Raw genomic sequence first — 14,148 nt, forward strand, 5'->3', positions numbered from 1 at the left:
GATCTCAGCACCCAGTCTCCCTTCGTGAGAGGAAACGTATTGTGAATGCCACTGAAATCGGTACGGACGACCTTCGGTCACCGGAACCCGAATCGCGGCCGATGGACCTGCACGGCGAGACGCTCGACATGCTCGTTGGCGGAGAAGGGCCACCCCTGCTGTTCCTGCACGACGCGGGCTCGGCGGGTGCATGGCTTCCTGTCCACGGGTTGCTGGCGGAACGTTTCACAGTTCATGCACCGAGCCATCCGGGGTTCGGCCGTTCGTCCGAGTTCTCCAACGTAAGAACCGTCGAAGACATTGCGCACCTTTATGCTTCGGTCGTGGCCGATCTCGGTCTGCAGCGCCCGTTGACGGTCGTCGGATCTTCGTTCGGCGGATGGATCGGTGCCGAACTCGCCGCGCGCCATCCTGATGCGGTGGATAGTTTGGTGCTCGTCGACGCTGCCGGCCTCCATCTCACGGACCACCCGATCACCTACGAGTTCGACGCCGATCTGCAGTGGACCGTCGACACGCTGTTCCACGACCCGGCGGCATTCTTCTCACTCATGCCGGCCGAGCCGGATGACGCCTTCATGCGCGAGGTGCAGCGAAACGCGCTGGCGTTCAGCCGGTTCGCGCGTGAGTCGAACTGTGCAGATCCAGAGCTTATGGACCTGCTCGGCGCTGTGTCGGCGTCGACGCTCGTGCTCTGGGGCGAGTTGGACAAGTTGATCGACCTCGAGCACGGGAGGGCGTATGCACGCGAGATCCCGAACGCACACCTCGTGACTATCGGTGACGGCGCCCACGCGGTGGCGGTCGAGAAGCCGAAATGGGTCGCGGACAACGTGATCGATCATGTCGTTTCCCATCTCGATAGCTGACTCGTGACGGTGCTCGTCGCCGGCGGATCACCGCGAGCTCGACAGTCGGCTCGGCTCGGCTCGAACGCAACCCATCCCAGGAGGATTGACCATGACCAGTAACGCCAGTGATCGACCGACCGACTACGACGCGATCGTGGTCGGAACAGGTTTCGCAGGAATCTATGCCACGCACAAGTTACGAGATCAGCTCGGCCTGAACGTGTTGACGGTCGACACCGCCGGTGACATCGGAGGTACGTGGTACTGGAACCGGTACCCCGGTTCGCGCTGCGACATCGAGAGCATTCATTACAGCTACTCGTTCTCGGACGAAGTGCAGCAGGAATGGACCTGGACGGAGAAATTCGCATCACAGCCCGAGATTCTCGAGTACCTGAACTACGTCGTCGACAAGTTCGACCTGCGAAGAAACATGTTGTTCGACACCACTATCGAGTCCATGGAGTGGATCGATGGCCGGTGGACCGTGCGGACCGACACGGGGACGGTCTTCACGGCCGACTACGTGATCTGTGGGACGGGGAACCTGTCCGTCCCCAAGGCCGTCGACATCGAGGGCATCGACTCGTTCGCCGGCGAGGTCTACCTCACCGGACGGTGGCCGCACAGCGGCGTCGATTTCGCCGGTAAGCGCGTCGGGGTGATCGGCACCGGTTCCACCGGCATCCAGGTCATCCAGGAGGTCTCCAAGATTGCCGACCACCTCACGGTCTTCCAACGGACCGCCAATTACGCGACACCTATCGGTAACGGACCGTCCGACGAGCAGCGGGTGAAAGCCGTCAAGGAGGAGTACGCACGGATCCGGGAGGCGTCACGCAACAGTTTCGTCGGCATCCCGTACGACAAGGCGCAACCTTCTGCTCTCGCCGTATCGGAGGCGGAGCGCCGTAGGACGTTCGACGAATGCTGGGATGCCGGCGGCTTCTCGATCGCCTCGGACAGCTTCCAGGACGTCATGTTCGACAAGGCTGCCAACGACACTGTGTCCGAGTACATCCGTGACCGCATCCGAGCCAGGGTCGAAGACCCCGAGCTGGCAGAACTGTTGGCACCCGACGGGCACGCGTACGGAACCAAACGCCCGCCACTGGAGATCGACTATTACGAGACGTTCAATCGTGACAACGTCGACCTTGTCGATGTCCGCACGCATCCGATCGAGTCGGTCACACCGACAGGCGTACGCACCGATCTCGGCAACGTCGATCTGGACGTACTCGTACTTGCCACCGGCTTCGACGCCATGACAGGTCCGCTGCTGAAGCTGGGTATCAGGGGCAAAGAGGGCAAGTCCCTGAACGACGCGTGGTCGAACGGCCCCAGAACTTACCTCGGTGTCATGGTGCACGACTTCCCCAACCTGTTCCTGATCACCGGCCCGCAGAGTCCGTCCGTGCTCTACAACATGCCCCTCGCGATCGAGGACCACGTCGATTTCGCTGCAGACGCAATCGCGCACATGCGAGACGCACGTGCGTCGGTGATGGAGGCGGAGCTCACGGCCCAGGACGAATGGGTGGACCACAGCAACGCGGTAGCCGAGACGACACTGATGCCGACTGCCGATTCCTGGTACGTCGGTTCCAACGTGCCCGGTAAGCCGCGAGCCGTCATGCTGTATCTGGGTGGTGCGGCCGGGTACCGAGCGATCTGCGACGATGTGGTGAGCAGCGGCTATCGAGGGTTCGCTTTTTTGCCGCCTGTCCGAAACGAGGCCGAGAACGCCGAGGCCACAGCCACCTGATCGTCGGTTGCATGCCAGGTAAACCGTCCTGGGTTTGATGCCGCTTCGTTCTTTGTGAAGGATGAAGCGGCATGTCGAAGTTTTACTCGGCCGAGCAACGTGCGGTGAAGATGGTCCTCGACCATCTCCACGAGTACAACTCCGTGTACGGCGCGCGCGTGCAGAACGATCGGACCGAAATTGGGAGTCGGCGTGGAGTCGTTCCGGCTCTGGACATGCCAGGCTCAGATCGATGCCACCCAAGCTCTCGGTGCAAACGGTCAAGGAGCAACAGCGCATCAAGGAGCTCGAGCGTAGAACCGAGATCTCAAGGACGCCAACGAGATTTAAGAAAGTCGGCATCGATTTTCTTCGCGAGGGAGCTCGTCCCCCGCAAGCGGGAGGTGCCCCCACCTCGTCGCCGCAGATAGTCCAGTTCATCGATCAGATGCCTGCACAGAACCACCGGGTCGAATCGATCTGCCGCGTGCTCACCGAGCAGGGCGTGCAGGTCGCCCCACGCGCGTATCGAAATTGGAAGAGTGCACCACCGTCGGCCCGCGCGATCTCCGACGCCTACCTCACCGCCGCTCTCGGCGACACAGTTTGCGAACCGGAATAGCTTTATGGTCGCCGCGAGATGAACCGCTACCTGCGCAGGAAGGGCCATCACGCTGCTGCCTGCACAATCGACCGCCTCATGACGGATGAAAGAATGTCCTGCGTCGTTCGAGGCAAACGGCACCGCACCACGATTCACGGCGGCAAGAACGCTACACGGGCCCCTGACCTGTTCGATCGTGATGTCACATCCGAGGACCCGAATCGGAATTGGGCAATGACTTCACGTACACCAGAACGTGGGCGGGGTTCGTCTACGTCGCGTTCGTCATCGACTGCTTCTCTCGAGCGATCGTCGGGTGGCATCGCGTCGGCTCAGGGCTCATTCACCACAGCGACGCCGGTCCAGTACACGTCGATCACGTTTGCGGAAACGCTTGTGTTGGAGAGTATTGCGGCATCGATCGGCAGTGTCGGGGATGCCTACGACAATGCGTTGGCGAAGAGCGAAATTGGATTGTTCAAGACCGAGGCGGTATCGAAGCGGAGTCCGTTCCTGAATGGCCCCCTGAGGACCATCGACAATGTCGAGTTCGCCACGATGGGGTGGGTCGATTGGTTCAACCAACGCAGCCTGCACAGCACCCTCGGCTACCTCACACCGGACGAATTCGAGGAGGTTCAATACAGTCAGGAATCGGCCCTCCGCCCGGAGATGTTGTAAGCGTAGGAGCGGCAATAAGCCCGGGACGCTTCAGTGCGCCTTGCGGAGATTGCTGCCGAACCAGGGCTGCTAAAAACTCCTCGCACTGCCTCGCTGTCATGGTCGCGACGGCCTGGCCGCCGAATCGACGGTGATGTCGTCGAACTCGCCGGCGTGGACGGTGTCGAGGGTCCTGTGGGCGCTCGACTTTATGAATGCAGCTACGGACCGAAAGTCAGCGGTGTGGAACGCGGACAACTAATTCGGCACCGGACACCTCTGGTTCTGTTCACCTCAGCAGCCTGAGGATTCGGGGCAGGGCGTCGTCGACGGTGGCAGCGATGATGTCGTAGTGAGTGGCGCCGGGTAAGGGCAAGTAAGTCACGTCGCTGACGCCGCGTGCCAGCAGTTCAGCCGACAAGGCGGTCGTCAGCGCCGGCGGTACGACTGTGTCGGCCAGTCCTTGTTCGATCACCACTGGCCGGCTGTAACCTTTAGTCGGCACCGACAGGTATTCCCGCAGAGCCGAGGTCATCGCGGGGTCGGACAGCGATCGGGTCAGGAGTTGTTGTGGAGCAACACCAATCACGTCCTGCCGAAGGTCGGAGATGCAGCTGGCTTCGGCTTGCCCGACGTAGCTGCGGCCGACCTCGCTGAGATAACTGTCGACATCGAGATCGGGCCGAGAGTCCCTGAGTCCGTACAGAACATAGATCAGGGTGGCCGTGACGCTGTCGAGTTGCGCAATGCGGGGCACGGTGGGGGAGAGCAACGGCAGAATGGCCTCGAGGTTCGAGGACGGTGCGAATGACATCACACCGCGAAAGTCCGACGGTGCTCCGTAGATGTCGGCACGTGCTCCGGCGGCGAGTGCAGCAGCGCCACCTTGGGAGTGCCCTGCAGCCACCCAGGTTCGTGACAGCTCGGGGAGTTCGTCCGCTGCTGCCCTGACGATGTCGGTGACGGCGTTCGCCTCCGAGACGCTGTTGAGATAGTGATGGGCATCCGAGGTTCCGAGTCCGATGTAATCCGTCGAGACAACGGCCGCACCGCTTCGGAGAAGTTGGGTGAGCAGCGGCTTCGACAGTTCGACAGCCAACGGGTCCTCGGCGGCCCCGTCGTCCAGCGCTGTGCTCATGGCACACGAATCACCGATGCCGACGGTGCCTTTGGCCCACGATACGACCGGCCATCCGCCGGGTGGGGGAGTGCCCGACGGGAGATAGACCTGTCCGCGGGCAATTGCAGGACGGCCGTGTTCGTCGGTGGTCGAGTAGGACAGCGCATAGCCCGCCGCGGCACCGTCGATCAGTCGCGGAAGTACATCGATGGATGTGGCCGGCGCGGCATCGGCGATGGGGGTCAACAGTCCCGCGCCGCCGATCAGCGCCGCAGCTGTCGACAGAATCACTGTAGAGCGAATCTTCATGTCTTCCTCCGGGATCGACCGTCGAGGGTGATGAAGGCGGCTCAGCTCGCCACCTGCGCGGCAATATACATGGTCAGTGCTGCTCATCGACCTGCTAGGACAGGGCGCAACCGTCATCAACCTGGTTCGGCGATCGCGTCCTATTGCTCGCCAGGTTTGGATGAGACGCCGCCCGGACGGACAGGCTCAGCACGTCGCGCAACAGCACCCAGCTCGCGGCGGTCCCCTCGACGCCGATGTCCTCGCTGGATATTTCCCTCCGACGAGCCCTCACCCCTTTCGGAACGAGCGTTCCGGCTTTACCATCATCCACACTTTGCGGAACACACGTTCCGTCTTCGAAAGGAACCGAGCGATGAAACTGCGACGGATACGGACTCAGGACGGGTTGCAGCGGCAGAGCTCGGCGTGCGGCGCGTCCTGGCAATCCACCCTCGACGGGTCGGCCCTGGGCGGGCAGATTTTCGACCTCGAGTGGGAGTTGGCCCGCGCCGACGAACATCTCCGAAACAGTTCGATGGTGCTGCCGTTGCAGCCGGCGTCGTTCCGGGACTTCATGCTCTACGAAAAGCATGCCATCGATGCCAGCCGAGGTTTGCTTCGACAATTGCATCCGATGCAGGAACGAGTGGTCACGGCCGTCGAGGCTCTCACCCGACGTACCTTTCCGCTTCTGCGACCCAAGCAGCTGTTCTGCACACAACCCATGTATTGCATGTCCAATGCGCTCACCTTCGTACCCTCGGTCACAGTGATCGCCGTTCCTTCCTACTCGCGCGCGTTGGACTACGAACTCGAGATCGGGTTCGTACTGGCACGCGGGTTGTTCGATGCCACTCCCGATGAGGCTCTGGATGCCATCGGGGCGTTCGTCGTCCTGAACGACTTCAGTGCTCGGGATGTCCGGCGCTCCGAGATGGACAGCGGATTCGGACCGCAGAAGTCCAAGCACTTCGCGACCTCACTCTCGGAAATCGCCGTCACCGCCGACGAGATCCTGCCCCGCATCGACTCTCTGCAGGGCACGGTGAGTATCAATGGCACCATCGTGTCCACTGTGTCCAGTGCCGGAATGCAGCACGGAATCGGGGAAGTCTTGACCCATGCCTCCCGCTCCGAGATCCTGCGACCCGGTGAGCTGTTCGCCACCGGCACCCTGCCCGGGGGTAGTGGTATGGAGACCGGTCACTGGTTGTCGCCGGGGGACACCATGGAACTCGGCATCGACGGGATCGGCAATATCCGACACGACATACTCGGTTCGTGACCGGAACCACCTCAGAAAACCCGCCACCTCGCACCGCACGGGACGCCAACCGTGCCGAACTGCAAACCCGGCTGCTCGACACGGCCGAGAAACTGTTCGCCGACCGTGGCTATTTCGGAGTCAGCATCCGCGACATCACCGATGGTGCCAACACTCGATTGGCCTCGGTCAGTGAGCAATTCGGCGGCAAAGAAAGTCTTTTCCAAGCGGTTCTGGCTCGACGAATCAGACCACTCAACGACGATCGGCGTGCCCGTTTGGCGAAGCTTCCGGGCCGTGGAGCTCGGGCAGTGCGTCTACGCGTACTGATCGACGCTTTCACCGAGCCGATGCGCTGCCGCTCCGGCAACCCAGGGTGGGACAACTACTTTCGGCTCATCGCCCAACTCGCCAACTCCGGGCACTCGATCGGACGCCTGATCGTCGACGATTTCAACACCATTGCTGCCGACTTCATCGCCCAACTCCACACACTGTTCCCTGAGGCGGACGAGGTGGTAGTTCAAGACGCATACCTCCACCTTGTGGCCGCCGCCATGCACACCTACTCGAACAATCTCCGGCTCGACAGCCTCACTGGAGGACGCATGCACACCCACGACATCGCCGAACGTCACCAGGCATTACTGAGCTTCGCTGAAGGAGGCATCACCGCAACGGTGACCCGATCACCGTGAGCGTGAAGTAGCGGCTCGTCCCCGACTACATCGGTCGATTCCGCGGAAGGCTCCCGCAGTGCATCACGGTTCGTCGAGACCTGGTTGCCTGCCGGGCACTGCGCGGTGTGTCGCGCGTGTTACGCCGCGGGTCCTCTGGGTTAAGGATTTCTCGAATCTTCAAATTTCGACCCGTTCATCTCTGGATGCAGTGTATACAACGTATATGGCTTTCGAGACTCGTGGACCGCACCGCATCGACGGTGGTGATCTGACCTCCCAGCTGCGTACAGCGATCGTCGAGGGCGTCTACCCTCCCGGTCACCGTTTGGTGCAGGAAGAGCTGGCCGATCGATTCGGGGTCTCGCGCATCCCGTTGCGTGAGTCGCTCCGAACCCTTGTCGGGGAAGGGCTGCTTCGATCCGAGCGTGGGCGCGGAACGTTCGTCACCGCGCTCGATATCGAGGAGATCGACGAAATCTACGATCTCCGCCGGCTGATCGAACCCAGCTTCGCGGGGCACGTCGTCGAGCGGGTATCCCGACGCGATATTTCGCGATTCGAGGCCATGGCCGAGGACATGGACGACGTCTCCAGCGCTGGCGCGGACACCTGGTCACGCACCAATCTGTCGTTTCACCTCGATATGTACCGGCTGTCGAGGCTGCCGATGCGCTACGAGGTCATCGCCCAGATGTATCACCGGCTCGAGCCGTACTCCCGCTTCTACGTTCACGGCACCAATGCGTACGAGCGGGTGCAGTGCGAGCACAAGGGGATGGTCGAGGCCCTCTCCGCCGGTGACGAGAAGGGGTTGGCCGATCTCATCCTCGCCCACATCGAGGGTGGTCAGACGGGCCTACACCGTGCCTGGGAGAACTCGGCCGACGACATGAACACGTATTGGAGGGCAAAGCTGTGAGCATCGAAACGGCAGTGCATATGGACACCGATATCGGTGAAGGATTCGGTGTTTGGGGACGCACCGACGACGGACCGCTGTTGGACACCGTCAGTGCTGCGAACATCGCGTGCGGCTTTCATGCCGGTGATCCCGACATCTTGCGCGAGACCACAGCGATGGCCGCGGCTCGTGGTGTCTCGATCGGCGCGCAGGTTTCGTACAACGATCTCGCCGGTTTCGGCCGACGGTTCATCGACGTCGAAGTATCGAGGCTTGTCAACGACATCGTGTACCAGATCGGCGCCCTTCAAGCGTTTGCGCGGATCGCCGGTTCCGAGGTCGCGTACGTCAAAGCCCATGGCGCGCTGTACAACGTGGCAGCCGATCACGTGGGGCACGCACGCGCGATCGTCGACGCAGTGAAGCTCGTCGATCCGACGCTACCCATTCTGTGTCAGTTCGACACCGAGGTGTGGTCCATGGCCGCAGGAGCAGGAATTCCGACGATCGCCGAGGTGTTCGTAGACCGGAACTACACGTCGTCGGCGCGGCTTGTCAGTCGTCGTCATCCCGCTGCACTGATCACGGACGCCGAAGCTGCGGCCGATCGCGCCTTGACCATGGTGCACACAGGCGCGGTCGAGTCCGTGGACGGCGTTGTGGTCAGGGTGCTTCCGGCGTCGTACGACGCAGTTGCACTGTGTGTCCACAGTGACACCGCCGGTGCGGTCGAGATTGCGACCCACACGCGCAAGGCGTTGGCGAACGACGGGTTCGATCTGACTCCAATCGGGCGTCGCGCATGATCACCATCGATCGGCGGATGCATCGTGCGGGGGACCGCGGATGGTTGGTAGACGTTGTGCCCCAACATATTCCGGCATGGATTGCCGCAGTTCGAGCCAGCGACTGGTCCGCTCTTCTGGAAGACGTCGTCCCCGCAGCAGCGTCGATTCTGTTCACCGCGCATCGGCCCCACGACATGTCGGACCTCGAGGCGCACGTCGTCGAACTTCTGACCGACAACTCGTTGACCGAACACGCCGAGCAGCAGCACGGACGGACGATCACGATCCCGGTTGTCTACGACGGGGAAGACATCGCCGACGTGGCGGCTGGTCTGGACATCACGGTCGACGAGGTCGCGTCGTGTCATTCGGAGTCGATCCACACGGTGGGATTCTTCGGTTTCGCCCCCGGATTCGCCTACATCGACGGCTGTCCGGATCAACTGGCGTTACCTCGCCGTATGTCGCCGAGACCGCGGGTCGACGGGGGAGCCATCGCGATCGCTGGTACTCAGACCGTCGTGTATCCCGGCGGGACCCCGGGAGGTTGGCACATCATCGGTCACACCGACGTTGTTCTGTGGAACACCTCGTGGGACAACCCAAGTCGGCTCTCGGTCGGAGATCGCGTCGTGTTCGAGTGGGTGGTCCGGTGACCCTCACGGAAACGGTATCGAGGGTGGACCCACTCTCGTCGATGCAGCCGCTGGCGTCGCGTGTACGCATCTGCGATCCCGGAGCATCGACGACCATCCAGGACGGTGGACGTGCGGGCTACGCACACCTCGGTATCACGGCTTCGGGCCCGGTCGACCGCGCTGCGGCACACTTGGCCAACCGGCTCACCGGCAACGCCGAGGACGCTGCAGTGTTCGAGAACCTGTTCGGTGGGTTGACACTGGACTTGACCGAGTCACGCTACGTGGCCGTCACCGGTGCGCCGGTCGAGGTGCGTGTCGACGGTCGTGTGGTGCGAGAGCCCGAGCGGGTGTTCCTCCGCGCAGGGCAACGACTTTCAGTCGGAAGGCCGACCGCGGGCATCAGGGTCTACGTCTCTGTCGCCGGTGGCGTTCGGGCCGAAAAGACATTCGGTTCAGCCAGCACCGATGCGCTGTCCGGGCTCGGACCGCGGCCGCTCACGGCCGGAGACGAGTTCGAGCTGAGTGCCGCCACGGACGAGGTTCCGGACGTGCCACTCGAACTGGCCCGATCGAGATACCCGAATGGCACTGTCGATCTGCGCTTTCGGTGGGGTCCGCGGGACTCGCTGTTCGACCTGAAAGACAGGCAGTCGCTGATGTCGACGCGATGGACGGTGGGGTCCAACAGCAATCGTGTCGGTGTCCGCCTAGCCGGACCCCCTTTGGCAATCGGCTCCGTAGACCTTCGCAGTGAAGGTATGGCGTTGGGTGCCATACAAGTTCCCCCGTCGGGAGAGCCGATCATCTTTCTGGCCGATCATCCAGTGACCGGGGGGTACCCCGTCATCGGGGTGGTCACGGAGGACGACCTCGACCTTCTGGGGCAAGCCGCAGTGGGGTCGTCGGTCCGATTCTCCGAACTGTACGACAAGTTTCCCTGACCCGACAACGACAACCATCCATCCCCGGGCCATCAGCAGGACGGCAATCCTGCCGACGGCCGCGAGGGAAGCGTCGCCCACTCAACGGTGTCGTATCGCGCCTGAACTGTCCGGTCCAACGCGAACGCCATCGAACCTCATCGAATTGGAGACATTCCATGACAACAGTACCCGGAGCAACGACTCCACCCGCGAACGACGTGAGGCCGAAGAATGCGCGCCGTGCTGCGGTGGCAGCCGCCGCCGGCACCGCCGTCGAGTACTACGAGTTCGGCGTCTACGGCTACCTTGCCGTCGTGATCGGGCCGTTGTTCTTCCCCAGTAGCGACCCGACGGCGTCGTTGTTGTCGACCCTCGCGGTGTTCGGTAGCGCATTCCTGATGCGTCCGCTGGGCGGCATCGTTCTCGGACGGCTGGGTGACCGAATAGGTCGCAAGCCGGTTCTGATCACGACAGTGGTAGGCATGGGCACCGCGACCGCCGTTGTGGGTCTCCTGCCGACCGCAGAAACAGTCGGCGTCCTCGCGCCGTTGGCCCTCCTGCTCGTCCGACTCGCGCAGGGCTTCTTCGCGGGCGGTGAAGTTACGGGTTCGGCGACCTACCTCGCGGAGTCGGCACCGAACGGCCGCCGAGGATTTTTCGGAGCGTTCACACCTGTCGGTGTTGCTCTCGGTGGCGGCACTGCAGCACTGGTCGCGGGCTTGACAAGTACGATTCTGACCGATGAACAGGTGCGCGACTTCGGTTGGCGCATACCGTTCCTGCTCGCGCTGCCCCTGATCGCACTGACGCTCGTGGCACGCAGCAAGCTCGAGGACTCGCACGAATTCCTCGCCGCCTCCGAACGCGAGGAGCCAGCGAAAACACCACTGCGAGAGGTATTCACCGAACACACCGGTGCGATGTTCAAGGTCATCTTCCTGGCGATCGGGTCCAACACGGGCTACTGGGTCGGACTGATCTTCATGAACATCTACTTGACGACCTATCTCGGATACTCGAAGTCCAACACATTCTGGATCATGGGCGCCATCAGTCTCTTCGTCGCGACGCTGATGCCGATCTTCGGTGGCCTGTCTGACAAGGTCGGCCGCAAGAAGGTCATCACTGTCGGCTTCCTCGGCTACGCCATCCTGGTTCTGCCAGCGATGATCGTCATGGATCAGGGCAGCTTCGCGCTTGCGGTCGGCGCGATGGTAGTTCTCGCACTGCCTATGCCGATCGTCCAGTCCGTCACATACCCGACGTACGCAGAACAGTTCCCGACGCGGGTGCGCTATACCGGACTGTCCTTCGCGTTCAACATCGGAACAATCGTCGGCGGCGGTCTGACTCCCTACCTCGCGACGTATCTGATCTCCAAGACGGACAATCTGCTCATGCCAGGATTCTTGTTGATCTTCGCGGCTGTGCTCGCACTCGTGACACTCACGACGGTTCGTGAATCCGCGAAGGAGGCACTCCTGTGACGTCGACGATCCCAGCCGACGCCGCAGAGCTGCGAACAGCCATAGCCAGGGGCGAATGGACCTGTGCGACTGCAGGTTTGCTCGACGATCACCAGCAAGCGAACTTGGTCGTGGTGCCGGCCCACGCCGCCGAGGCGTTCGAGGCCTATTGCGTAGCGCATCCGACGGTGTGCCCGCTGCTGGCGCGGACGCAGCCGGGAGATCCCACGCTCGTCTATCAAGGCTGCGTCGTGGACATTTCGACGATGGTCCCGCGTTATCGCATCTGGGATCACGGCGCTGTCGTCGACGAGCCGACAGATCTCAGCGGTTGGTGGAAGCAGGATTCCGTCGCCTTCGCGCTAGGATGCAGTCACACGTTCGACGGCCCGTTGCGTCGGGCGGGAATCCCTGTCGCGACGACGCCGCCGCCGGTTTACATCACCGATCGCATCCTCCGAACCGACGGGGCCGCAAGCATGTTCGACGGCCCACTTGCTGTCAGCATGCGTCCGGTCGCTTCGAATCTCGTCGGCACCGCTATCGCGGTGTCCGGTCGATATCCAACTGGCCACGGGTCGCCTGTACACGTCGGCAATCCTGCGGAACTGGGCATCGACGACCTCACCCGGCCGGACTTCGGTGTCTTCGCCGGAGTTGGTGAGGAGCAGGTTCCGGTGTTCTGGGATTGCGGCGTCACGCCCCAATTGGCGCTGGGGAAGGCTGGTCTCGCTTATTCTGCGACGCACTTTCCCGGGCACATGTTGGTGCTCGATGCGGTCGTGTCGTGATGGCCGGGTTGCATCGTAGCGAGCATGACCTGCTCGGCGACCGCGACGTGCCGTCGGATGTCTATTGGGGTGTGCACACCCTCCGGGCGCTCGAGAACTTCCCGATCACCGGAGTGCCCATTTCGAAGTATCCGGCACTCGTTCGGGCGCTGGCACTGACCAAGTCGGCGGCGGCGTTCTCCAATCGGGAGCTCGGGCTACTCGACGCGGTCAAGGCGGATGCGATCATCGCGGCATGCCGGGAGATTGCCGATGGGGCACTGCACGAGCAGTTCGTCGTCGACGTGATTCAGGGTGGCGCGGGAACGTCGACGAACATGAATGCCAATGAGGTTATCGCCAACCGTGCGCTCGAGTTGATGGGACGCACTCGTAGCACGTACACCTGCGTGCATCCTCTCGAACACGTGAACCTCGGTCAGAGCACCAACGACGTCTATCCAACGGCAGTGAAGCTCGCTGTTCGGTCGACGCTGTCGGATCTGGAAGCAGCGCTGGCACAGTTGGCGGCGGCATGTGCAGCGAAAGCGTTGGAGTTCGCCGACGTGATCAAGATGGGGCGCACTCAGCTTCAGGACGCTGTTCCGATGACGCTCGGTCAGGAGTTCGGTACCTACGCCGTCATGATCGGGGAGGACATCCACCGCCTGGACGAGGCCGCGCGACTGATCGACGAGATCAATCTCGGGGGCACCGCCATCGGGACCGGTCTCAACTCCCACCCGAGGTACGCCGAGATGGTGCGTGCAGAACTGAGCCGGCTCACCGGACTCGAGCTCGTCACTGCGACGGATCTGCTCGAAGCCACTCAGGACGTCGGTGCGTTCGTGCAGATCAGCGGGACACTGAAACGGACGGCCGTGAAGGTGTCGAAGATCTGCAACGATCTGCGTCTACTGTCCTCGGGGCCACGCGCGGGTTTCGGCGAGATCAATCTTCCTGCGGTGCAGGCTGGTTCATCGATCATGCCCGGGAAGGTCAACCCTGTCATTCCTGAAGTGGTGACTCAAGTGGCGTACGAAGTGATCGGTAACGATCTGGCGATCACTATGGCGGCGGAGGCCGGACAGCTGCAGCTCAACGCATTCGAGCCGTTGATCGCGCACAAGCTCCTGGATTCGATCATGCACCTGGCAAACGCTGCGCGGACGCTCGCGGAACGGTGCATCCCTGGCATCACGGCGAACGTCGACAGAATGCGGTCGACGGTCGAGCGGTCGGCCGGTGTGGTCACGGCATTGAATCCTCGTATCGGGTACGACGCCGCCACCGAGCTGGCTGCGCGAGCTTTGGCGTCGGATCGAACGGTGGCGGACCTGGCCATCGAATCCGGGTTGTTGACGGCGGAAGATGTAGCGCTTCTTCTGGCCCCACACGCTCTGACCGGGCGCAAGAAAATCGATCAACAATGAGCACTTGCA

At 62.3% G+C, this 14,148-nt stretch carries 14 protein-coding genes; 13 read left to right on the plus strand and 1 reads right to left on the minus strand.

The window, feature by feature from the left end; translation table 11 throughout:
* The first annotated feature begins 41 nt into the window (after positions 1 to 41).
* The 4 genes from QM797_RS22190 (at position 42) to QM797_RS22205 (ending at position 3,883) form a co-directional block, all read left to right on the plus strand.
* The gene (locus QM797_RS22190; RefSeq protein ID WP_283277823.1) at positions 42 to 869 is read left to right on the plus strand and encodes an alpha/beta fold hydrolase; all 828 of its coding nucleotides are present in this window, start codon (positions 42 to 44) and stop codon (positions 867 to 869) included.
* A 91-nt stretch (positions 870 to 960) separates the two neighbouring features.
* On the plus strand, positions 961 to 2,619 hold the full coding sequence (locus tag QM797_RS22195; protein WP_283277824.1) for a flavin-containing monooxygenase: 1,659 nt from the start codon (positions 961 to 963) through the stop codon (positions 2,617 to 2,619).
* Positions 2,620 to 2,851: 232 nt separating this feature from the next.
* Complete coding sequence (locus tag QM797_RS22200; protein WP_283277825.1) at positions 2,852 to 3,220, plus strand: hypothetical protein; 369 nt, start codon at positions 2,852 to 2,854, stop codon at positions 3,218 to 3,220.
* A 378-nt stretch (positions 3,221 to 3,598) separates the two neighbouring features.
* Complete coding sequence (locus QM797_RS22205; RefSeq protein ID WP_283277826.1) at positions 3,599 to 3,883, plus strand: integrase core domain-containing protein; 285 nt, start codon at positions 3,599 to 3,601, stop codon at positions 3,881 to 3,883.
* Between the two features lie 268 nt (positions 3,884 to 4,151).
* Here QM797_RS22205 and QM797_RS22210 read toward each other — a convergent pair whose 3' ends face one another.
* On the minus strand, positions 4,152 to 5,291 hold the full coding sequence (locus tag QM797_RS22210; RefSeq protein ID WP_283277827.1) for an alpha/beta fold hydrolase: 1,140 nt from the start codon (positions 5,289 to 5,291) through the stop codon (positions 4,152 to 4,154).
* A gap of 355 nt (positions 5,292 to 5,646) precedes the next feature.
* Between QM797_RS22210 and QM797_RS22215 the strand changes: the two genes are divergently transcribed.
* The 9 genes from QM797_RS22215 (at position 5,647) to QM797_RS22255 (ending at position 14,139) form a co-directional block, all read left to right on the plus strand.
* A complete protein-coding gene (locus QM797_RS22215; RefSeq protein WP_283277828.1) occupies positions 5,647 to 6,558 on the plus strand; it encodes a fumarylacetoacetate hydrolase family protein in 912 nt (303 codons plus the stop codon).
* Entirely contained in the window at positions 6,555 to 7,235 is a 681-nt protein-coding gene (locus tag QM797_RS22220; RefSeq protein ID WP_283277829.1) for a TetR/AcrR family transcriptional regulator, read from the plus strand. Before QM797_RS22215 ends, QM797_RS22220 begins: the two co-directional genes overlap by 4 nt.
* Before the next feature lie 205 nt (positions 7,236 to 7,440).
* Positions 7,441 to 8,136 (plus strand): GntR family transcriptional regulator, encoded by a 696-nt coding sequence (locus QM797_RS22225; RefSeq protein WP_283277830.1) that lies wholly within the window; start codon positions 7,441 to 7,443, stop codon positions 8,134 to 8,136.
* On the plus strand, positions 8,133 to 8,924 hold the full coding sequence (locus tag QM797_RS22230; protein WP_349307216.1) for a LamB/YcsF family protein: 792 nt from the start codon (positions 8,133 to 8,135) through the stop codon (positions 8,922 to 8,924). Before QM797_RS22225 ends, QM797_RS22230 begins: the two co-directional genes overlap by 4 nt.
* Complete coding sequence (locus QM797_RS22235; protein ID WP_283277831.1) at positions 8,921 to 9,562, plus strand: 5-oxoprolinase subunit B family protein; 642 nt, start codon at positions 8,921 to 8,923, stop codon at positions 9,560 to 9,562. Before QM797_RS22230 ends, QM797_RS22235 begins: the two co-directional genes overlap by 4 nt.
* On the plus strand, positions 9,559 to 10,488 hold the full coding sequence (locus QM797_RS22240) for a 5-oxoprolinase subunit C family protein (RefSeq protein WP_283277832.1): 930 nt from the start codon (positions 9,559 to 9,561) through the stop codon (positions 10,486 to 10,488). The genes QM797_RS22235 and QM797_RS22240 overlap by 4 nt, the downstream gene beginning before the upstream one ends.
* Positions 10,489 to 10,646: 158 nt before the next feature.
* On the plus strand, positions 10,647 to 11,957 hold the full coding sequence (locus QM797_RS22245; protein WP_283277833.1) for an MFS transporter: 1,311 nt from the start codon (positions 10,647 to 10,649) through the stop codon (positions 11,955 to 11,957).
* Positions 11,954 to 12,727, plus strand: a complete 774-nt coding sequence (locus QM797_RS22250) for a D-glutamate cyclase family protein (protein ID WP_283277834.1) — start codon at positions 11,954 to 11,956, stop codon at positions 12,725 to 12,727. Before QM797_RS22245 ends, QM797_RS22250 begins: the two co-directional genes overlap by 4 nt.
* Complete coding sequence (locus tag QM797_RS22255; RefSeq protein WP_283277835.1) at positions 12,727 to 14,139, plus strand: aspartate ammonia-lyase; 1,413 nt, start codon at positions 12,727 to 12,729, stop codon at positions 14,137 to 14,139. The genes QM797_RS22250 and QM797_RS22255 overlap by 1 nt, the downstream gene beginning before the upstream one ends.
* The last annotated feature ends 9 nt before the right edge of the window (positions 14,140 to 14,148 follow it).

Source organism: Rhodococcus sp. IEGM 1381 (assembly GCF_030056795.1).
GTDB lineage: Bacteria > Actinomycetota > Actinomycetes > Mycobacteriales > Mycobacteriaceae > Rhodococcoides.